This window comes from Thiocystis violacea (assembly GCF_016583565.1).
Classification (GTDB): domain Bacteria; phylum Pseudomonadota; class Gammaproteobacteria; order Chromatiales; family Chromatiaceae; genus Thiorhodococcus; species Thiorhodococcus violaceus_A.
On sequence record NZ_NRRF01000036.1, the window covers coordinates 18,922 to 40,127 of the forward strand.

Annotated in this window: 14 protein-coding genes; 12 read left to right on the top strand and 2 right to left on the bottom strand. The window is 62.1% G+C overall.

Annotated features, from left to right (window positions below; genetic code table 11):
* Window positions 1-380 precede the first annotated feature (380 nt).
* Window positions 381-1,766, top strand: a complete 1,386-nt coding sequence (locus CKO23_RS14800; RefSeq protein WP_207168560.1) for a capsule biosynthesis protein — start codon at window positions 381-383, stop codon at window positions 1,764-1,766.
* A gap of 62 nt (window positions 1,767-1,828) precedes the next feature.
* On the opposite strand, the gene CKO23_RS14805 is transcribed toward CKO23_RS14800, so the two are convergent.
* On the bottom strand, window positions 1,829-2,224 hold the full coding sequence (locus tag CKO23_RS14805; protein ID WP_200332545.1) for a hypothetical protein: 396 nt from the start codon (window positions 2,222-2,224) through the stop codon (window positions 1,829-1,831).
* Between the two features lie 750 nt (window positions 2,225-2,974).
* Here CKO23_RS14805 and CKO23_RS14810 point away from each other — a divergent pair.
* From CKO23_RS14810 to CKO23_RS14830, 5 genes are all read left to right on the top strand, one after another.
* Window positions 2,975-3,376: a DVU3141 family protein gene (locus CKO23_RS14810; RefSeq protein WP_242482456.1), complete on the top strand. Its 402-nt coding sequence runs from the start codon at window positions 2,975-2,977 to the stop codon at window positions 3,374-3,376.
* 44 nt (window positions 3,377-3,420) lie between these two features.
* Window positions 3,421-5,079, top strand: coding sequence for a polysaccharide biosynthesis/export family protein (locus CKO23_RS14815; RefSeq protein WP_242482457.1), 1,659 nt, complete (start codon window positions 3,421-3,423; stop codon window positions 5,077-5,079).
* A 33-nt stretch (window positions 5,080-5,112) separates the two neighbouring features.
* Window positions 5,113-5,892, top strand: a complete 780-nt coding sequence (locus CKO23_RS14820; RefSeq protein WP_200332547.1) for an ABC transporter permease — start codon at window positions 5,113-5,115, stop codon at window positions 5,890-5,892.
* Entirely contained in the window at window positions 5,889-6,590 is a 702-nt protein-coding gene (locus tag CKO23_RS14825) for an ABC transporter ATP-binding protein (RefSeq protein WP_200332557.1), read from the top strand. The genes CKO23_RS14820 and CKO23_RS14825 overlap by 4 nt, the downstream gene beginning before the upstream one ends.
* Window positions 6,591-6,855: 265 nt before the next feature.
* On the top strand, window positions 6,856-7,935 hold the full coding sequence (locus CKO23_RS14830) for a chain-length determining protein (protein ID WP_200332559.1): 1,080 nt from the start codon (window positions 6,856-6,858) through the stop codon (window positions 7,933-7,935).
* Between the two features lie 30 nt (window positions 7,936-7,965).
* Here the strand turns inward: CKO23_RS14830 and CKO23_RS14835 are convergent, their stop codons facing one another.
* Window positions 7,966-9,933, bottom strand: a complete 1,968-nt coding sequence (locus tag CKO23_RS14835) for a capsular polysaccharide biosynthesis protein (RefSeq protein ID WP_200332561.1) — start codon at window positions 9,931-9,933, stop codon at window positions 7,966-7,968.
* Between the two features lie 390 nt (window positions 9,934-10,323).
* Here CKO23_RS14835 and CKO23_RS14840 point away from each other — a divergent pair, with 390 nt between their 5' ends.
* The 6 genes from CKO23_RS14840 (at window position 10,324) to CKO23_RS14865 (ending at window position 20,922) form a co-directional block, all read left to right on the top strand.
* Window positions 10,324-11,097, top strand: coding sequence for a glycosyltransferase family 1 protein (locus CKO23_RS14840; protein WP_200332563.1), 774 nt, complete (start codon window positions 10,324-10,326; stop codon window positions 11,095-11,097).
* 362 nt (window positions 11,098-11,459) lie between these two features.
* The gene (locus tag CKO23_RS14845; protein WP_200332565.1) at window positions 11,460-12,383 is read left to right on the top strand and encodes a hypothetical protein; all 924 of its coding nucleotides are present in this window, start codon (window positions 11,460-11,462) and stop codon (window positions 12,381-12,383) included.
* A 289-nt stretch (window positions 12,384-12,672) separates the two neighbouring features.
* Window positions 12,673-13,689, top strand: coding sequence for a hypothetical protein (locus tag CKO23_RS14850; RefSeq protein ID WP_200332567.1), 1,017 nt, complete (start codon window positions 12,673-12,675; stop codon window positions 13,687-13,689).
* Window positions 13,686-16,379, top strand: a complete 2,694-nt coding sequence (locus CKO23_RS14855) for a glycosyltransferase (protein WP_200332569.1) — start codon at window positions 13,686-13,688, stop codon at window positions 16,377-16,379. Before CKO23_RS14850 ends, CKO23_RS14855 begins: the two co-directional genes overlap by 4 nt.
* Before the next feature lie 545 nt (window positions 16,380-16,924).
* Entirely contained in the window at window positions 16,925-19,861 is a 2,937-nt protein-coding gene (locus CKO23_RS14860) for a glycosyltransferase family 2 protein (RefSeq protein ID WP_200332571.1), read from the top strand.
* On the top strand, window positions 19,858-20,922 hold the full coding sequence (locus CKO23_RS14865; protein ID WP_200332573.1) for a glycosyltransferase family 4 protein: 1,065 nt from the start codon (window positions 19,858-19,860) through the stop codon (window positions 20,920-20,922). The genes CKO23_RS14860 and CKO23_RS14865 overlap by 4 nt, the downstream gene beginning before the upstream one ends.
* The last annotated feature ends 284 nt before the right edge of the window (window positions 20,923-21,206 follow it).

A 21,206-nucleotide genomic window follows, 5' to 3' on the forward strand; every position in this document is an offset into this window, starting at 1 on the left:
CGCCTCAGTTCCTGATTAGGCTGTTCTTAACTGCGGCTTATCAATAAACCGGTTATCGCTTGCTTCGCTACCGCGTATCCCCCTAACAGCGAGTGATTTCCGCGATGGCAGGATCGCTAACTTGTCCCCTGCTTTGATTGGGCGAGCCAGCAATGTCTATTTGCGGATTTTTCGCTGTGTCTCTTCTCTGGTTTGTTGTGTTGTGATGCGGGGGCGTTGATCTGTTCATGCGACTCTGCGGCGGGGCGTCGCGAGTGATGAAAGGTCGCCCTTGGCTGCGATTGGAACCTGAGATTTCGCGAATTCGTAACCTGAAATAGGGGAGGGCGCTCGTGCTGTCAGCGTTTGCGGGAAAACGTGTCCTCTTGCTGCAGGGGCCTATGGGTCCCTTCTTTTCGCGATTTCGTAAGGATCTGGAAGCGGCTGGTGCCGTCGTTCATAAAGTCAATTTTTGCGCTGGAGATCGACTCTACTACCCGTTCGGTGCGGTCGATTTTCGTGGAAGCCTTGATGACTGGCCGGCTTTTCTAAATGGGCTGATCGGCCAGTTCAAGATTGACACAGTATTCTTGTTTGGCGATTGCCGCTTCTACCATCGCGTTGTCCCTCAGGTGATCCGATGGCGCCGTATTGCCCTCTACGTCTTCGAAGAGGGATATTTGCGCCCTGATTTCATCACTGTCGAACCTGGCGGGGCAAATAATTACTCATCTATGTCTCGTGACCCCGATTTCTATCGGCGCCAGCCTTTTCAGCCGATTGCTCGGGGCAAGCCGGTCCAGGTAACCAACGCCTTTGTATGGGCTGCGGTCTACTCTATTTTTTATGCGCTGGCCAACACTGTGTTGCGTTGGCGGTTTCCTCACTATCAACACCACCGGTCATTGAGTCCGATCCGCGAAGCCTTTTTCTGGGCGCGAAGTGCTTGGCGTAAGCGTTTGTTTGCTTATCGGGAGCAGCGCGTGGCGGATTGGCTGAATGGTTCTGCGGCGAAGCACTATTTTCTGGTGCCGTTGCAAACCCACAACGATGCGCAGATTAGCGTGCATTCGCGGTTTTCTGGAATTGAAGAGTTCATCGAGAATGTTTTGATCTCTTTCGCTCGCAGCGTGCGAACTTCTGAAGCCGGCGATAGATCCCTAATTGCTGAGAGCAGTCCGCCCGCTCCCGCTGCTGGTGCTTGTCCCACTTTGCTTTCATCCCAGCAGTCGGGGCCGTCTCCCTATCTGGTCTTCAAGCATCATCCGCTTGATCGCGGATATCGGGATTATGGCGTTTTCCTCCAGAGAATGATTCGCAAGCATGGCCTGGAAGGACGGGTCGTCTATGTTCATGACGTTCATTTGCCGACACTTTTGAGCAACGCTCTGGGGACGATTGTGGTCAACAGTACGGTCGGACTCTCATCGATTCTCCACGGCACGCCGGTATGCGTTCTCGGCGATCCGGTTTACCACATGCCCGGATTGACGTTCCAGGGGGCGCTCGACGAATTTTGGCACGCACCTGGTCAGGTCGATAAATTGTTATTCGAGCGGTTTCGTGCTTGGTTGCGGGCTCAAAATCAGGCGAATGGAAGCTTCTATGCCAGACTTTCGCCCCTGAATAGCCGAACCGGAGTGCTGTGGCCGCCTGAGCTGGGGCGTCCATCGGGGCAAGAAGATGGGGTCGCTTTGGTTTCGCCGGTGCGAGCGCAGAAATCGCCGAAATGCGGGTACTATGACCTGGATGTTGCGCGGGTCGCCAATGCTGGCTCTGATATCTGACACTTCATCGCGCGCTTAGTCGTCGGTTGATTTGCGTCCTCGGGATTGCAGGTCAGCCAACCCTAACTTTCCGGTTGAGTGTTTTCGGTCTGCGGCAATTTTGGTCGCTTCCTGCCGATCGTCTGGGCATGCAGATTCTTCTTGAGGACGAGATCGACAACGTGCTGTTCGCGTTTGTTTGCTCGCCGGCAGTGATCCTCCTGGAAGATGTCCGCGAAACGAACTACCCAGGAAGCCCATGTCTTGTTTTTGCGTTCACGCCAGGCGTGAGAGGATACCGATTCCCAGGAATAGCCATTAAAGACAGCGGCGTTGACGAAGTGATCAAGTGCTCGCACGCCTGCTCGTGCGCGTTCTACACGGCCGGTGCAGCCATAAAATACCAGCAACATGAGACCGAGCAGAGCGAGCGGCAACAAGAGCAGCGACAGCAGAAAGCCGACCAGGAATTCCTTCATCCTTAAGAGCCTCGAGGTGAATCCCGGAGTGTTCGGGAGGGTTGCCGTTCGCAACGGGCGGGGCTTGCGAAGCCGCTTATGGTAGCGTTGGGCGCGCGTCCTGGCGAATTCTGGTTGAATGGCAGAGCGCTGCATCCGGGATGCGACTGCACTTGGCTTTGGGGCGGCTCAGTGTCGAGCCGAAAGTATCATTTTTATCTCGTGTATTTTGTCGGGGTTTGAAACGGCGAAAGCGGATTCCGCGTTTTGCTTGGCTTCAAAGCGCCAGCCCTTCTGATTTCTCCAGTGCTAAATCTCCTGCTCCGCGCCTCCCCCTAAGAGTCTGTCCGCAAATCACTCGGACAAGTCGTTTAGCGTTTACCCCGTTTGTCTGCTCGCATTCGACAGAGTGGCGTTTGGCGATGTTTAGAGCAGCATTGCCGTGGGCTTGTGTGCGATATCCGCCGACCTGGCGTGCGGGGTTGACGTATGCTGTCTGATTGTCTCCGAAAGGCTCGATGCGTCACTTTCGAGCGCGTTGGGAGACACGGGTGTTGTGAATATGAAACGGTGGCCAACCAGTGAGTGGTGCTTCTGGTCCATTTGGTGCAAAACTGCTAGGATCTGCCGCCAAAGCGGTTGTCGGGTGAGCGGCATTCATCGGCAAGGGCCGGGTTCGTTACCCTTACCGCCTGCTTGCGCGGCAGCTTGGGCGCGCCAACCTACACATGAGGCATTTTTGCTTTGCGACGGGTTTTTCTCAGCTTGAGCTTGGCTTTCCTCTCGGCGCTTCTGGCCGGCTGCGCGAACCTGTCCATGAAATCAGATTGGTCTTCCAAGCTGTTCTCGTTCGGTCAGGCTGAGGAGCCCTCGGTCGAGATGGTCAATTTTCAAGATCTACTGACGCGTGAGCCGGCCAATACGTTGCTGTGGCTCCCGCAGAGTCCATGGGGCTCGGATATCCATGTGCTGCTGCATGAACAGTACGCCGCGGCTAGCGGTCGCAACTGCCGCAACCTGACGATCGATCCGGATGGCCGGGCGGCTCCCGCGCTGGCCTGCCAGAACCCGAAGCACAATAAGGAGTGGCAGGCGGTCCGTCTGTTACAGATCGACGGTCGTCCCGTGTTGGGTGACAGCTCCGCTCGCGCGCAAACCTGGAGTGGGCGGTGAACCTGAATTCCCTTTCTCCATCTTTACTCTCATGCGGCGCCCTGTTGAGGTTTGGCCTGATCCTCCTGTTTCTGCTTGGGCTTTCGGCGCTTGCGCAGGGGCAGGGTATCAGCGCTAAGGTGGACGTCGCGGCGGACCAGCGCGTGGTGACGCCGCTTCAGAACGTGGCGCCGACGCCGTTGGTGGGCATCCCGAGGACGGACGACATCGAACCTTTCGGGTCGAATCTCTTTGCCGGCGGCTTCAGCGGCAGGCGGACGGCGGAGTTGAATCCTGGCTACCGCATCATGCCTGGCGATCAGATCACGGTTCGGGCTTGGGGGGCGCTGGAAGTCGACTTGGTCTTGCCCGTAGATACCCAGGGCAACATCTTCATCCCCGAGGTTGGGCCGGTCCAGGTGCAAGGCGTCACGGCCGCGGAACTCAATGACCGCGTGACCAAGGCGATCAAGGAGATCTACACGGACAATGTGTCGGTCTACACGAATCTCCAGGGCGTGCAGCCCGTGGCGGTGTTCGTGACTGGCTATGTCAAGAATCCAGGGCGCTATTCGGGTCCGCCGCGCGACTCGGTTCTGAACTTCTTGGATCAGGCCGGCGGGATCGATTTGGAGACCGGGAGCTTCCGCGACATCCGGGTGACGCGGGACAATCGGGCCATCGCCCATGTCGACCTCTACCCCTTTCTGATCAACGGTGTCTTGCCGCGACCGCAATTCGAGGAAGGGGATACCATCGTGGTGGGCCGGCAGGGCGCCATGGTGGCCGTTGCCGGTGACGTTGCCCAGGCCTATCGCTTCGAGCTGGACGCGCCGACGCAGTCTGTCGATGAGCTGCTGCGTTGGGTGCAACTGAAGCCTGGGGTTTCGCATGTGCTGCTGACGGGCGTGCGTGATACGGGTCCGTTTTCCTCCTATCTGACGATGCCGGACTTGCGCAGCAACTGGGTGCAGGCGGGCGATCAGCTCCTCTTTTCGGCCGACCAGCGCAATGAGACCATCGTCGTGCAGATCGAAGGCAGCTTCGAGGGGCCTTCCCGCTTCACGGTCCCGCGCGACGCGCAGTTGATGGAGCTGCTCGATAGTGTCCCCGTGGACCCGGAGCTGGCAGACGTCGATAGCGTGTCGATCCGCCGCAAGAGCGTCGCGCAGCGCCAGCGCGAGTCGCTCGACGAGAGCCTGAGACGGCTCGAGACCGCCTATCTCGGCGCCTCTTCTCAGACAGTCGACGAGGCGAAGATCCGTGTCTCGGAGGCCGAGCTGATTCAGGACTTCGTGACCCGTGCGCGCAAGCTGGAGCCGACGGGGCGGCTGGTGGTCGCCGAGAGTGGCAAGGTCCGCAATACCAGCCTGCAGGATGGGGACGTCATCACCATCCCCAATCGCTCTGATTCCGTCTTCGTGAGCGGCGAGGTGCTGGTGCCTCAGGCCATGGTCTATAAGCGCAGCCAAAGTGTCAGCGATTACATCGAGCGGGCAGGGGGCTTCACGGAGCGGGCCAATACGCGGGATGTGCTCTTGGCGCGTCAAAGCGGCGAGGTCGTCTCCGCGGCCGATGCGACGCTGCGCGCCGGGGACGAGATTCTGGTGCTGCCGAAGATTCCGACCAAGAACCTGGAGCTTGCCAAGACCCTGACGGAGATCCTCTACAAGATTGCCTTCACGACCAAGATCGCCTTGGATGTCTCCAACTCCGCCTTGTAGACCCGGGAACACCGGCCTTAACGAAGCGTCGACATGCGATCCCACTGGGAAGTGACCTGGAGCGTTTGGCAGGCGCTCTTCATGCGCGAGATCCTGGCTCGCACCACGGGCGACAGGCTCGGATGGTTCTGGCTGCTGGGTGAGCCGGTGGCCTTCATGGCCATCATGAGCGCAGTTAGGAGCCTGGCGTGGCGGACGCAGGGCATCGTTGGTGCCGATTTCATTCCCTGGTTGGTTGTCGGTCTGCTCGGCTTCTTCCTGTTTCGCGATGGGCTCATGCGTTCCTTGACCGCCGTCCAGTCCAGCCAGGCGCTGTTCGCCTATCGCCAGGTCAAGGCTGTGGATCCCGTGCTGGTGCGCGCCGGCGTCGACGGTATTCTGCGCAGCCTCGTGCTCGTCGTTCTGCTCGCCATCGGACTCTTGGTGGGCATCGATGCCCTGCCGGCGCACCCCCTGGAGGCATTGTTCGTGTGGCTTTCGATCTGGCTGCTCGGATTGGGGTGCGGGCTGGTCGTCTCCGTTGCCGCTCGGCTGGTGCCGGATGTCGAGCCGTTCGTGAAGATGCTGGGCCTGCCTTTGATGATTTTGTCGGGAGCCATCTTTCCATTGCACAACATCCCGCACCAGTTCCTGCAGTACCTGCTCTACAACCCGGTGATGCACGGCCTTGAGATGCTCCGCGTGGAGTTCTTCCCGGGTTACCAGGTGGTCGGGGGCACCCATCTGGAGTATCTCTGGTATTGGAACTTCGCCACGCTCGCGCTCGGGCTGGCGCTGCATGTGCGCTTCGCGGAGCGATTGAAGGCGCAATGATCGAGGTCAAGGGCGTCTACAAGCGCTATCACACGCGCAACCATCACCCCACAGACTGGGTCTTGAAGGATTTGGATTTCCGCTTGCCCAAGGGCGTGAGCCTGGGCGTCGTCGGCGGCAATGGCGTGGGCAAATCGACCCTCTTGCGGTTGATCGGCGGAATGGACTATCCCGACCGCGGCCAGGTCATCCGCCATGGCCGCGTCTCCTGGCCGATCGGACTGACCGGCGGGTTTCAGGGCTCCATGACGGGGCGCCAGAACGTCAAGTTCGTTGCCCGCATCCACGGCAACGCCTGCCGAATCCAGGAGGTCGTCGATTTCGTGCAAGACTTCGCGGAGATCGGCAAGGCCTTCGACGAGCCGATCCGAACCTACTCCAGTGGCATGCGCAGCCGGCTTGCCTTCGGCCTCTCGCTGGCGTTCGACTTCGACCTCTACCTCTCCGATGAGGCGACCGCGACCGGCGATGCCTCCTTCAAGGCCAAGGCCAAGAAGGCCTTTCATGATCGTATCGGCACGTCGAATATCATCATGGTGTCGCACAGCGAGGGCATCCTCCGCGACCTCTGTCAGGCTGGCCTCTGGCTGCGCAAGGGCGACGCGATTTGGTTCGACGATATCGACGACGCGCTCAAGGCGTACAACGCCAGTGTCAAGCCGTCTCGGCCTATGAAGGTCGATCGGGAGCGTTTCTGATGGTGGCCGATTGGGGTGGGCTGCATCCGGGGTGCGGCTTGGTCGTATGGGTTGGGTTTCGGGGCGCCGTTGCCGGCCACCTCGATGATCCTTTCTTGTGCATGGTCGCTAACCGAATTCGCCCTGTCTCGACAGGAGCTTGCTTCTCCGGACGTCGGCGGCTCGGATCGCGTGGGCGCCTCTGGCTCGGGCGGGGTCGAACGCGAACTCGATCACCCTCGCTCGCCACTGGTCTGGCCATGGCCTCATCCAAAAAGGGCGTTCAATGAAGTTCTTGCGCACCTATCCCACATGGGTCCTGATCTCGGCGGCAATCCTTGGCGCGACCCTCTACTGGTCCCTGTTTGCGACGGACCGCTATGTCTCGCGCGCGCATGTCGTCCTGCTCAGCGCGCAGATCGCCCAACCACGCGTCGGGCTTTCCGCCATCCTACCCGGCCCGACCGGCAATGATCTGCTGATGATGCGGGACTACCTGCTCTCGACCGACATGCTGGCTCTACTGGATGCGGAGCTCAACCTGCGCGCCCATTATTCCAGCTCGGGGATCGACTGGCTGTCCCGCCTGTCCGCGTCGGACGTGCCCGCGGAGGAATTCCACCGCTACTTCCTCAAGCGCGTCTCCGTCGAGCTCGACGAGTACGCGCAAGTGCTTCACGTCAGCGCCCAGGCCTATGACCCGGAAACGGCCCGCCGGATCGTGGCCCTCATGCTCCAGTCCGGCGAGGCCCACATGAACGACATGGGGCATCGTCTGGCCGAGGAGCAGGTGCGTTTCATCGAGATTCAGGTGGAGGCGCTGCGCACGCGCATGGTCGAGGCCAGCGACGCGCTGCTGACCTACCAGAACAAGCACGGGCTGGTGTCGCCGACCGGGACGGTCGATAGCATCAGCTCGGTCGTGGCGGGGCTCGAGAGCGAGCTGGCCAAGCTCGAGGCGCGCAAGGCTGCCATCAGTGTTTCTCAAAGCGCGCGCTCACCGGAGATGATGCGTCTGAACAGCGAGATTCGCGGGATGCGCGAACAGATCAGCATCGAGCGTGCGCGTCTCGCGCGCGCCTCGGGTGACGCGCTCAATCGGCTGTCGGCGGAATTCGAGTTGCTGCGATTGCAGACCGAGTTCACCAGCGAACTCTATTCGAGCTCCTTGGCGGCATTGGAGAATACGCGCGTCGAGGCGGCGCGCTCACTGAAACAGGTCTCCGTGCTGCAGGCGCCAACCGACCCCGACTATCCCACCGAGCCTCGGCGGCTCTACAACATCACGGTCTTCGCCATTCTTGCGCTCCTGGCGGGACTCATTGCGCAGCTCCTGATGGCGATCATCCGCGACCACAAGGACTGAGGCGCCTTCGAGCCTGACACCGTGAGAGGCTCAGTCGCGGCGACGCGCGAGCCAGCCGAGCAAGGGTCTGACGGCCTGGCGCCACCAGGGCAGGCCGCGCCCATCCGTTCGCCACGCCAGGAGTTCGTCCAGCGCGCGTTCGGGGGTGGTGAAGCGGCCGGTGGTCAGGCTTACGTAGGTGGGGTAGAGAATCAGGACGCCGGCCACGAGCATGTCGAGCGTCAGAGCACGGGTGCGACGGTCGATGGGTGCCTGATCTGTCGTGAGGCCCCAACCGGCGTAAAAGGGCTGGCCGTGACAGACGACCTGCTTGCCGCGAAGGAGGGCCTCGAACCCGGTCAGCGACGTCAGCACCTGCACTTCGTCCACCTGATCCAAGAGCGCGCCCATGGGCACATCGGGCACCAGTTCGTCGCACCACTCCCGAGCCTGTTCTTCGGCCTCCCCGCGCGCGCGCAAACCGGCCAGGACGTCGGGATGCGGTTTGTAGATGAGGTAGGCGCTGGGGTTGTCTCGCCGGGCCTGCCGCAGCAGGTCGAGATTGCGTCGAATCCCCGGCGCGCCCCGACGAATCGATGCATCAGCCTCGACCTGGCCCGGGACGAGCACGACACGGCTTGCCGCGCGTGGCCGCTCCCATCCGGCCGCGCCCACGTTGTACTTGGTCAGCCCGGCGCGGACGATGCGTTGGCGTAGCGTGCGGGCACGTGCGAGCAGCCCCGTGTCGAAGTCGGCCGTTTGAAGGATCACCTCAAGATCGGACGGGCGGCTCGGATCATAGTAGATGCCACGTCTGTCCACGACCCAGGAGAGCGGTCGAATCAAGTCCGCGCCCAATCCGACCGATCGCAGGAACCCGTCTTCCAGGCGCAGCGTTTCGGCCCCGTCGAGCGTCGCCGCCGTCCCCCACACCGCCAGCGTTTCCCCGTTCGCCGCATTGCTGACACTGGGCGCGAAACCGAGTTGGCTGCCCTGCAGAAACTGCCGAAGCAGCGGACGTTTCCAGGCTGAAAACCCGATTGCTCGGATGGGCTCTGGAAAGCGCTCACGCATGCGCCGTTGCAGGCCCATCCAGCTCAAGAGGCGCTCCACCTCGCAGGCCTGGCCGGTTTCCGGATCCAGATAACGCGGATAGGCGATGAGCGCGGCGTGAATCAATTGCTCGAGTTCCACGGGGCGGCGCCAGGCCGGGGCAGGCAAGGTATCTCGGGTCAAGCCCCAGCCAGCATAGAAGGGCATGCCGAAGGTCCGCACCGGGCGCCCCCACAGCAGGGCCTCGAATCCCATCTGGGAGGTGACCGTGTAGACGGCCTCGGCGTTCGCAATGAGCGAAACAGGATGCACGTCCTGGCTCAACACCCGCACGCGCTCCATGCCTGCCAGTGCGCGGGGATCGAAGTGGCCGCGCCTTCTTCCGGCGAAGACATCCGGATGAATCTTCACCAGGATCTGCGACTCTGGGTGCTCTGCGAGCGCGCGCCCAAGCATCTGCTCGAAGCATTCGGCGTTTGCCGAGCCTAGATGGATCGCGGGATCACCACAGGTTTGATCGACGACGAGCACGTAGGGACGGCTCAGTCGTGCGCGATGTGCCGGCAGATGGTTGTATTTGGATACCCGCGCTGCCTGCCATGCCGACTGAAGCGCCGAAGCCCGCTGGCGTTGCTGGGCTGACAGGGGCTGGCGGATGAGCGCGTCGAGTCTCGATGGCGTGGTCGCATCGTAGTAGATGCCACGGTCATCGACGACGATCGATAGGGGCGGATCGTCCGACCCCAGTCCGACCGAACGCAGAAAACCATCTTCGAGGGCGAGATAGGGTAGGCTGTGCGCCTGTGCGTAGTGCCTGGCGCGAGCGGCGGTTCGCTTGCGTCCCCAGCCGGCGATGGCGCTGAGCCCTGCCGGTGCGCGAAAGGGGTGCACGCTGACGATCGGCTCACCTAAGAGCACCGCGAGGCGCGGAATCTTGAGAATGCCGGGGGAGAGGATCCCAATCATGCAAGCGAGCGGTGGCGAGTGGCGAATGTCGACCGCTGAGTGTACCCCGAACGGAATGCGGATTGCGTCTTGCCGCCTGGTTTCTGTGCCGAGTGCTCTCAGCGCGCACTCCCGGTGCGCGCTGCAGGGTACCCCGTCATGGTGCTGAACCAGGCTCATCTGTCCGCCGTTGTCTATGTCGTCGAGGAGCGTCCGAATCCCTCCTCCGACTACTTCGTCCTCCCCGCGCTGCGCGCCGCGGGCTGCCGGATCATCCGATGCGGCTTCCGGCAAGTCCCTGCCTCCGCCGATCTCGACGGCGCTTGCATCGTCTTCGTGCGCTACGTCCCGCAGCCATGGATGCGGCTGGTCGAAGCGCATCGGTCGCGACTGCGGCGGGTGGTCCTCTTCATGGATGACGATCTCCTGGATCGCCGCGCGGCCAAGGGGCTGCCGTGGCGCTACCGCTGGAAGCTTGCGCGCTTGTCCACATGGCGGCGGGGTTGGCTGAGAGGGCAGGGCGCCGAGTTGTGGGTATCGACGCCCTATCTTGAAGCCAAATATGCCGAATGGCATCCTCGGCTGATCCCAGCGGTCGCGCTACCTGCGGTTGAGCGTGACGACAGCGTTCGGCTCTTCTACCACGGCAGCGCCTCTCACGCGTCCGAAATCCGCTGGCTGTATCCGGTGATCGAAACCGTCTTGCGCTTGGAGCCGCGCTTGACGTTCGAGATCATTGGCGGAGCCGACGTCAATCGCCACTATCGCCGCCTTCCTCGAACAAGTGTCGTGCACCCCATGTCGTGGCCGGCCTATCAAGCCTTTCTGACTGTGCCCGGACGTCACATCGGCCTGGCTCCCTTGCTTGACGAACCCTTCAATCGCGCTCGCGCCTGCACCAAGTTCTTCGATATCACCCGTGCGGGTGCTGTCGGGCTCTATGCGTCGGCGGGTGTCTGCGGCGACACCATTGAGCATGGCGTCAATGGATGGCTGGCGCCGTTGGACGTCGGCACCTGGGTTGAGGCGATCCGTTTCTTGGTTCAGGATGCTGTGCTTAGGCAGGCTTTACTAGGTTATGCCCGGGAGAAGCTCGGCGCCTTCTCGCTGACAGCGCATGATATGGGCGCTGCTCAGAATGGCGAGCCGGTCCTCGATTCCGCCGATGCGCGGAAACGCCAATAGGCGGGCGCAAGATGCAGACGATCTCGATGGACCGTCGTCATGCTGTTCCGCGCGTCCCATGTCCGACTTGGCTTTTGTGGAGTCAGGCGCTGCACTGAGAATGACTGGCGCCCTTCTGGTTCTGGTTGCTCGCTTTCCACCGGACACTTAGACTTGTGAGCTGGGCTGTTAGCGGCGCTGTATCCTAAGGCAAGACTGATGTGGCATGACTCTCCATGATTCGCTGGCGTAGAGTGCCGAAACCGCGCGCCCCAATCAGACTGCTGCTTCATCTGGGGATGCCAAAGTGTGGCTCCAGTGCCCTTCAAAGCTACCTGAGCAGCTCCGCGCTCGAGCAAGTCACTGAGGGTCGTTGCGCTTACGTGTCGCTGCAGCGTGATGGCAGGGTTCTGTCGGGGGCTGAGTTAGCGAGGAGCGCGGTTTCCTCGCCCTATGGCTATTGCTCATCGCTCGGGGGGGATCTCATCAAGGCGTTGACCGCCCAGCAGCAAAGGGATGCGCGCGCCGTGCTCGAAGAGCTTGGTGGCAAGCACGAGACCGTGATTCTGTCCTGTGAGGCTTGGGGGGCGCATCCAGCCCATTTTGCCGATGATTGCCTATTTGCGGACGACAGGTTTCGGGTCGAAGTCGTGGCATACGTTCGCCCGCAAGTGGAATGGATGAATTCGGCTTGGTGGCAATGGGGGGCTTGGACCACGCTCCAGTCAGGCCAGTGGATTCGCCGCCAGCGGCACAGCGTGTGCTGGCATTCGCTGCTTAGTCAATGGGAATCCAAACCATGGGTCGAGCAGTTGAATGTCCGGGTACTCGACGGAGATATCGTCCAAGATTTCATGGCGGATCTCGGCTACGCGGTGGGGCCGCAGGCGCAGATCAATCGCGGGCTTCCCGCCATCGTTCTGAGGCTCTTCCAACGTCACCGTCAGCTGCGCGCGGGTCCGCACGATTCGGCAATCGATTTCGTCTTGAGTCGACATCTCCGACTCGATAAGACGCACACGCCATGGGTTATGCGCCCCGGCCTAGTGCGTGAGCTCGTGGATTTCTTTCGGGAAGACAATGAGCGTTTGTCTTTGCGTCTAGCGCCCGATGACCGCGAGAAGATGCTGAGTGACCGGCGCTGGTGGGAGGCCGATGCCTATGCGGGGAGAGCATTGAGGTCGCCTGCTGTATTGGATAGGGTCAACGGCGCTGAGCTGGAAGGGCTTGCCGTAGCCGCCTTGGAGGCGATCGGCCGTCTTGACGCTGAGTTGAGGCGTTGTCGCTCAGCCAAGGAAAGCACCTGAGCCAAGCAGAACTGCTTGATTCATTGCTCGGGATGATGCTTAAGGATTTCTAGTCGCGCGTCGAAACGGCGATGAGTATGGAAAAGAGGCTCGTCGTCTCGACCCCAGCGCTCTGCCCCATGGTCTTGCGGGTGCGGGTGCGGGTGCCATCAGAGCTGAGCGCCCTGTGTCTGGCTGTTTCGGCCGCGAGATCCCGCGCTTTGCGTTAGCATCTGGCTACTGGCTGCGCCTTCTTCCCCTCGGAAGGCTCGCTGCGTTTCACCTGTAATGGATCGAAAAGAAGTGCGTTATGGCGAAGGTGTTCTTGCACATTGGTGTCAACAAAACAGGGACGACCGCGATCCAGTCGTTCTTCAGTGCTCACCGTGATCGACTCTTGGACCAGGGTCTGTTGTACCCGTGCGCAGGCTCAGATGGTTCGGCTCACCATGATTTGGCGCATCGACTTGGTTTCGTGACCACCGGTCACCATCGGGGTGTCGGCTTGGATGCGATCGCCGATTTACGAGAAGCCCTGGAAAGGGAAATCGCATGTGCGTCGCCTGCGGCCGTGCTCCTCAGCTCGGAGGATTTTGTCCGGCCCGCTCCACTTGGTCCCGTGCGGGACTTCCTGGAGCCTCATGACGTTCGGATCGTCGTCTACCTTCGACGGCATGACACATGGTGGCCCGCGCTGTACAGTCAGGCATTGAAATCAACGAGCAAGCCACCCTGGCGTGCTGGAATCGATGCCTACATGCGTCTACGGCAACGCCGGCCTTCGTCCCTGTTCAGCTACCGTGCGTTGCTGGAGCGCTGGGCCAGTGTATTCGGCGGCACGAATATCGTCGTGCGACCCTATGAGCGCCAACAGTACGCACCGGATATCGTCATCGACATGCTGCGCACCATTGCGCACGACCTCGGGCGCCGCGTGGATGACTTTCCCTTCCTCGACCGCATTTCGTCGCCACGGCGTAACGCATCCTTCTCCCCGTCCGCGCTGCAACTGATGGAGATCTTTCAGCGTGCCGAGCTTCCCCCCGAGGTTCGCGAGCGGTTGCTCAGGCATGCTCGGTCTGGGTCTGCCGTCGAGCCGAAACAATCCACCCTCTCGCCGGGGCGTCGGCTTGAGCTGATCGAGGAGAATGCCGCGGATTACGCCTACATCGCCCGGGAGTATATGGGCCGCGAGGATGGTCGGCTGTTCTACGATCCCTTGCCAGACCCCGACGAACCCTGGGAGCCCCCCAAGCCGCTTGCACCAGGGCAGATCGTCGAAGAGACCGTCAAAGCACTGCTCGGCGAAGCGGACCTCGCGTCGTGAGAATCCTGCTCAAACACCGCGTTCTGGCCCGCCGTGGCGAGTTGCTGCTGTTTGGGTTGTTCCTATTTCGCGCGGTGGCTCGAACCCATCGCCTGCGCCAGCGCTATCGCGGCGTCTTGATTCACCTCATCAAGAAGACCGACCTCTTCGACCGAACCTACTACCTGGACAACAATCCGGATGTCGCCAAGTCGGATATGCCGCCGTTGCGACACTATGCCGCCTATGGTGACCAGGAAGGCCGCTCGCCGATGCCGCTGTTCGATCCTGGCTACTATCGCGCGCGGGCGGCCGGCAAGACTAGCCGGGTCAACGCGCTCCTGCACTACGCCTACGTCGGGCGGTATCGGCTGGTCGCGCCGAGCCCCTGGTTCGATCTCCGTTACTACGTGTCCAATAACAAGGACATCGCGCGCTCAAAGCACGAGCCCATGCTCCACTACCTGCGCTGGGGCGGCGCGGAGGGACGCTCGCCGAATCCTCAGTTCGACGGCGCCTACTATCTGCGCACGAATCCGGAGGTGCGTGAGGGGCGTATCAATCCGTTGCTCCACTATCTGCAATGCGGGCGGTTCGCGGAGCGTCCGACGCGCGATGTACCCGTCGCCGCGTCCGGCATCCCGTACCTGGCGCTCGTTGAGTCTCTGCCTGATATCGACGACCTCTGTGCCAACTTCCAGGCTCCGCCCGAGGATCATGCGGCGCTCGTCGACGTGATCGTTCCGGTCTATGAAGACCGTGAGTTGACCCGGCGTTGTCTGCACAGCGTGCTCGCGGCGAAGAACCGCACGCCCTTCGCCCTGACCGTGATCGAGGACGCGAGTCCCGATCCGCAACTGGTCGAAGAGCTTGAGCGACTCGCGGCGCGCGGCCTGCTCGAATTGCGCCGCCACCCGCGCAACCTCGGGTTCGTCGCGACCGCCAACGAGGGAATGGCCCTGCACCCCGAGCGTGACGTCGTCCTGCTCAATTCCGACACCGAAGTCTATGGAGATTGGCTCGACCGCTTGCGTGCCGCCGCCTACCGTCATCCGCGTGTTGCCACCGTCACCCCGCTGTCCAACAACGCGACCATTTGCAGCTACCCGCGTTTCCTACATGACAACCCCTATCCGCTCGAGACCGGTTACGCCGCGCTCGATGCCATGGCCGCGCGTTTGAACGCGGGCGAAGCGGTCGAGGCGCCGACCGGCGTGGGTTTCTGCCTCTACCTGCGCCGCGACGCGCTGCGCGAGTTGGGGGTTTTCGACGCCGAGACGTTCGGGCGGGGCTACGGGGAGGAAAATGACTATTGTCAGCGGGCGATACGCCGTGGCTGGGTCAATCTGATCGCGGCCGACACCTTCGTGCGACACATCGGCGGTGCCTCGTTCAAGGGCGAGAAGGGCCACCTCTTGGCGGCGGCGATGAAGAAGATGGCGCGGCGCCATCCGACCTATCGGCAGGAGGTCGATGCCTTCATCCGCCGCGACCCGCTCGCGCCCGCCCGCCAACGCCTCGACCTCGAACGCCTCATCGCCCGCGCGCGCGAGGACAATGTCCTCATCGTCTGCCACAATCGAGGCGGCGGGGCCGAGCGCCACGTCCAGGAAGATACCCGCAGGCTGCAAACGCAAGGCAAGGGCGTCTTCTACATGCGCCCGGATCGCACGCGGCCAACCCATGTCCGCCTCGGCCACCCGAGCTGTCGGGCACTGCTCAATGTGCCCACCGACGCCCTGTCCGACACACACGTTCTGGCGGATAGGCTGCGTGCCTTGCGCATTCGACGCATCCACAGCCACGGCTTGATCGATTTCGCCGCCGAGGCGCCCGATCAGCTCCTGATGCTGGCCCGGACGCTCGACGTGCCCTTGGACGTCGACATCCACGACTACAAAGTCATCTGTCCCCGCATCAATCTCGCCGACAGGCAAGGGCGGTATTGCGGCGAGCATGGCGAGTCGGCCTGCGATCAATGTCTGGCCCAGGAAGGCAACGACTTCGGTGTCACAAGCATCCGTACCTGGCGTGAGATGCACCATCGGGTGTTGCAGGCGGCGGAGAGGGTGTGGGTTCCTTCATCGGACGCTGCGACGCGCCTGTTGCGCTACTATCCCGATCTGAATCTGAGCGTTGTGCCGCATGAGGAGATCGATCCGAGCCGGTTGACGCTGACGGAGCCGCGGCTGAGGGGCGGGGAGCCATTGAGGATCGTCGTGATTGGGGCAATTGGCAAACTCAAGGGGTACGACGTGCTGCTTGCCTGCGCGCGGGACGCGCGTCAGCGGCGCCTGCCGCTCGAATATCACCTGTTGGGCTATAGCATCAAAGACGCCCCCTTGCTCGAGGCCGGCGTCCAGATGACCGGGCGCTATCTCGATCAGGAGGTGGACGCCAGGCTGAAGGCCATCGCGCCGCATGTCGTTTGGTTCCCCTATACCTGGCCTGAAACCTATAGCTACACGCTCTCGTTTGCGCTGCGGGGTGGATACCCTGTGTTCGCCTTCGATCTCGGCGCCATCGCCGAGCGCGTCCGCGATGCCCATCACTCCGGCGTGCTGTGGCCACTGGATTTTGCCGATACACCAATGCAGATCAATGACGGCTTTGCGTCTTACCGAGAGCAGCAGTTGGAGCGCGAGGAGCACAAGACAGCGCTGCTCTCAAGCGCGCAAGGAAGCCCCGTCGTGCGCAATCTTGGCGCCTAGCGCCTTGGCTTCCTCCTGAATGAGCCTTCTTCGGCCGGTGCACGAAGATCGCTCTTCCTGTGCGGCCTCGGCCTCGAGTCTCGGACAACTGATGGTTTGAACGCGATGGCTTCAGCAGCTACCTCGGGTGTAGTTCACTCCGATGCTCAGTCCAGCTGGGCTTAGAGCGAGGCGAGGAGAGACTCATGTATCGATTTGGCGTCTCGGGAGACGCTATCTGGTTTCTCGGTGAGGCGTCGAATCTCGGGCCAAGCTCGGCGCGATTGCAGGTATCCGACCAGGCGTCTCCGCTACCTTTTAAATGGTTCGCGAGCCGCGAGTCATTCTTCTATCACGCTCTGCGTGGGCGCAATCTGCTTCCGAACGGGGACTTTGGCGGCGCAGGTCCGCCATCGCTCCAAGGTTGGACGGCAGAGGCTCCGCCCGAGACAAGAGTCGCCCTCGATTTCACCGAGGAGTGGCGGCTGAAGGACGGGCATACGGCCTTTCTCTTTGCGCCTGCCGAGGCTCTTCGACCGACTCTGTCGCTGGACACGTCCCTATTCTTGGTCGGCGACGCAGGACTCACCTACCGGTTCTCCGGATTCTTTGCCACGCACCGCGGCGCGGCTCTTGTCGAGCTCCGTTTCACGGACGAGCAGGGGCGGAGTGTTGGCGATGAGCGCTTTCGCGTTCCCCACGCCGAGGGCTGCCAAGGCGGGCAAGCACTGGAAGGCTATTGTTGGCGGGAATGGGCGTTCAAACCGCCGTTGGCGGCAAGACAGGTCCACTTGAGGTTGAGGCTTGGCGACTACGAGGGGCCGGGAGATCGGAGTAGCTTCCTCTTCCTCACGCATCTCTCTCTGGGCGTTCTGGATGAGGAGCAGACGCCAGCATGGAGCCCGTTTTCCGCGGGCGGGGCGCGCCTGTGCGCGCAGGGGCGGGATGCCTGCTGGCACGGCTGGGGACTTGCCAGTCTCGCATCGCAAACGCAAGGGTCGGAGCCTTTGACGGCGACGCTGATCTGTGATGGCGAGGCCGCTGAGCTCACCCTCGAACGGACCTGCTCTACCCTGCCCGCGGCGGATTCCGCGTCTGCCGTGTCAGTGCTCCGTCGCGCATCGAGCGAGCGGATCTGGGTGTCCTCACGCTGGCCCTTCGCCGGCCCCTGTCGGATTCTGACGCAACAGCGCACTTGGAGCGCACACCTCGGGCGGGCAGGCTCGCGTGAAGCCTTTCTCCGCGATGCATTGACAGGTGAAAACCTCCTGGTCAATGCCGACTTCGCGCTGGGATTCGCTGGCTGGGAATGCGTGTCCGAGAGCGGTGTGGATTTCAGCGATGGGACGCGTCTCGCGGGCGGGCATAGCGCTTTCGTGTACAGGAAGGCCGATTCCGAGGTTGGCCCGGTCCGGTTGTACGCGGACGAGATCGCTCTGCCCGGCTCCATGCCAGGAAATACCTATCTCTTGAGTGCCTACTTTGGCTACCACCGCTGTGTCGGGAGGCTGGGGATGCAGTGGTTCTCGTCGGATGGGGCACTCTTGGATGAGCTGCTCCTTGAGCCTGACGCGCGGGATGCGCTGGGCGGGACTCGGCTCAAGGCCTACGATCGCCAGCAGGCGTTGGTTCCCGCGCCAGAGGGTGCTGTCGCCGCTCGGCTTTTTGTCGAGAAAGGCATGACGCACAGCGGATACAAGGACAGTTTCCTGTTCTTCACGCGGCCGTTTCTTGGCCTGGCTCAAGACCGAGGCAGTCCTTGGAAGAGCGCTGATCCAGCCTGGCTCGGGGCCGTGCTGCGGTTCGCGGATTCGGCGCCCTGTTTTGCGCCACTCGTATTCCCCGAGGATGCGCCGATACCGCCAGAGCCATGCCGCCTGGCTCTGGACGACGGGATCGAGATTCCGGTTGCGAGTGTCGGTCAGGTTGAGCCGTACCACCCGGAGGCGCGCGCGCAGGGGGGTGTGGCCAATGGCGCCTTTCAGCGATGGCCGCATGGACTGACGGTGCATTCCCGCTCGACGCGGTTCGAGACCGCCGCGGATTGGATCGTCAGGAATCCTGCCGAGACCGCGGTTTCCGTGACGGCCAGACAGCTTCGCACCCGCAGTCCCTGGGAGGGCGATCCTGGGGAAGCGCACCACGGTCTCGCGATTGCGTTTGGGGAGAGTGCGGAGCCGGTGTGGTTGGAGACCTGCGTGAGCGCGGCTGACCTGAAAGTGGGCTCTGCCGCCGTGCTCAGCTACTATCTCGTGGCGGCCGAGGGCACTCTTGATGGCTGCCTGGATCAAGTCGTCCTGCAATGCGGCGATCATTCGATCACCTTGGCCAAGTGCCTCTCCTACGGTCCCCTGGGCAGGCATCATCGTCACCTGCTGACGGTTCGGGATGTCGATGCCTTGCTGGCATCGCCGGATGGGGTGCGTCTGGAATTCGATCTCGGGCACGCGGCCGCTTGCGTGTTGGCGGACGTGCAGCTGTCGCGGACGGCGGCGCGTGCGCGTAATCCGCATCGACATGTCGACGCCCCCATCGAACTTGAATCTCCAAGTCTGCGTGCTCAGGTCGGACGCGTGCGCCTTATCGACGATTGGGGTCATCCCTCGGCTGTCGAGACTCTCCGGCGTCGTCCTGCGCTGCCTCCCAGCCCCGAAGTCGATATTCTCGTCCCGATTTGCAATGCATTGGAGGATACGCTCGCCTGTCTCGAATCCATCCGCGCGAGCACCAGGGTGCCGTACGGTCTGCTCCTGATCGATGATGCCTCCGGGGGCGACGTCGCCCAGGCGCTCCAGAGCTATCAGGCAGAAAACCCAGGCGTTCGCCTGATCCGCAACGCGGAAAACATCGGTTACACGCGTTCCGCAAACATTGGCTTCGCGAATGCCTGTGCCGATTGGGTCGTTCTGCTCAACAGCGACACCCTGGTGACCTCCGGTTGGCTGGAGGGGATGCTCGAATGTGCCGCGAGTGATCAGCGGATCAAATTCGTGGGGCCGCTTTCGAATGCCGCCTCATGGCAATCCGTGCCCGAGCTCTTCGATGTCAGGCGCAGATTCAAGGTCAATCACCTGCCGCCCGGCTACACACCCGCCGACATGGCGCAGCTGATGTCACGCTGCTCTCGGCGTGCCTTCCCAGCTGTGAAGCTTCTCAATGGCTTTTGTACCCTGATGCATCTGCCCACTGTGGTGGCGCTTGGTTTGCTCGACGAGTTGGCCTTTCCGCAGGGCTATGGCGAGGAGAATGATCTGTGTCTCAGGGCGGTCGCCGCCGGGCATGGGCTCGCGATCGCGGACCACGTCTATGTGCATCATGCAAAGTCCGCAAGCTTCGGTGATGCTCGGCGTGCCCTCCTAGAGCAAGACGGGGCCGCGGCCTTGGCGGCCAAGCACGCGCCTCGGCTGGTGGAATGCGCGTTGGCCGAGCTCGCGGAGAACAGCGTGCTGGTCGAATTGCGGGAAGCCATCCGTCGTCACATGCAGAGGGATTTCGGAGCATGACGCTTCCCCGCGTTCTCTATGTCTTACCGGTGCCTGGGAGCAGTGGTGGAGCCAACTCGGTCGTTCAAGAGGCATTGGGTCTGCGCCAAATCGGTGTCGAAGCCGCGATTGCCGTTGATACGCGCAACCATGGCGCCTTTCTGGACAATTACCCGGAGCTGCAGGGCAGGGTGCGTCTTGAGCACTATGTCCCTGGCGAGTTGGGCGCGCTCCTCGGCGATGTCGACGTTCTCGTGGCGACACTCAATAACTCGGTGAGCGAGATTCGCGATGCCTTGCAGCGGACAGATGCGTCGCCCTTGGTTGCCTATTACGTCCAAGACTACGAGCCGTTCTTCTATCCGCACGACTCGGCTCAATGGCATGTCGCGCGCGCCTCCTATGAGCTCATTCCAGGCATGCGCTGCTTCGTCAAGACCCAGTGGCTGCAGGAGATGCTCTACGCAAACCATGGGATCCGCGCGGCCAAGGTCGCACCGAGCATCGATCACGGTATCTACTTTCCGAATCTGGCGCGCTCCGCGGGACCACTTTCGATCGTCGCCATGCTGCGGCCTCAGACGCCTTATCGCGGACCGGCCCGCACCCACCGCATCATGGCGACGCTCGTCGAACGCTACGGTGATCGGGTGTCGCTGCAGACCTTTGGTGCGACGGATGAGGAGATTGCCTCGGCTGGATATCCGCTGACGGCGGCGGTGACCAATCGCGGGACGCTGCGTCGCGCGGAAGTGCCGCACCTGCTGCGTGACGCCGATCTTTTCCTGGATCTCTCCGACTACCAAGCCTTCGGTCGCACGGGCTTAGAGGCCATGGCCAGCGGTTGCGTGCCGTTGCTGCCGATCTTCGGCGGGGTGGGCGAATACGCCCGTCCCGGCTACAACGCCTATGTCGTCGACACGCGCTGCGATACGGCGGTGCTCGCGGCCATCGCGGCCTTCGTCGACTTGTCTCCCGAAGCACGCCTGGCGATGCGGCTGCGTTGCATCGAAACGGCCAGCGCATACAGCATCATGCGCGCGGCGCTCAGCGAGCTGCGATTTTTCATGGATGCCCTCTGAAAGCCGGTCGGTCAGTGTGTGATCTGAAGTCGTCAAGCTGTGCCAAGGCCGTTAGAATGGAGTGCGTTTCGTTGTCGCAAGGCGCTCCCGAGTCACCGCAATGCCGGGGATGGCGATGGGTAGATTCCTGCGATGAGACCTCAATGACGAGCTTGGCCGGCAGAGTGCGCGAGCGAGCGCCAAGCCCCCAAACCCCTGGCCGCGATTGGCGAACGGCGCTGCGCTTGTCCGCCAAAGTGCGGTGCCATGGAAGTGACTGGAGTGAGAGTCAAGGTTTCCGATGC

Excerpts from the sequence above, each read along its gene's own strand:
- CKO23_RS14800 (WP_207168560.1), top strand. The coding sequence starts at position 381 with ATGGGTCCCTTCTTTTCGCGATTTCGTAAGGATCTGGAAGCGGCTGGT.
- CKO23_RS14805 (WP_200332545.1), bottom strand. The coding sequence starts at position 2,224 with ATGAAGGAATTCCTGGTCGGCTTTCTGCTGTCGCTGCTCTTGTTGCCG.
- CKO23_RS14820 (WP_200332547.1), top strand. The coding sequence starts at position 5,113 with ATGCGATCCCACTGGGAAGTGACCTGGAGCGTTTGGCAGGCGCTCTTC.
- CKO23_RS14825 (WP_200332557.1), top strand. The coding sequence starts at position 5,889 with ATGATCGAGGTCAAGGGCGTCTACAAGCGCTATCACACGCGCAACCAT.
- CKO23_RS14830 (WP_200332559.1), top strand. The coding sequence starts at position 6,856 with ATGAAGTTCTTGCGCACCTATCCCACATGGGTCCTGATCTCGGCGGCA.
- CKO23_RS14835 (WP_200332561.1), bottom strand. The coding sequence starts at position 9,933 with ATGATTGGGATCCTCTCCCCCGGCATTCTCAAGATTCCGCGCCTCGCG.
- CKO23_RS14840 (WP_200332563.1), top strand. The coding sequence starts at position 10,324 with ATGGATGACGATCTCCTGGATCGCCGCGCGGCCAAGGGGCTGCCGTGG.
- CKO23_RS14850 (WP_200332567.1), top strand. The coding sequence starts at position 12,673 with ATGGCGAAGGTGTTCTTGCACATTGGTGTCAACAAAACAGGGACGACC.
- CKO23_RS14865 (WP_200332573.1), top strand. The coding sequence starts at position 19,858 with ATGACGCTTCCCCGCGTTCTCTATGTCTTACCGGTGCCTGGGAGCAGT.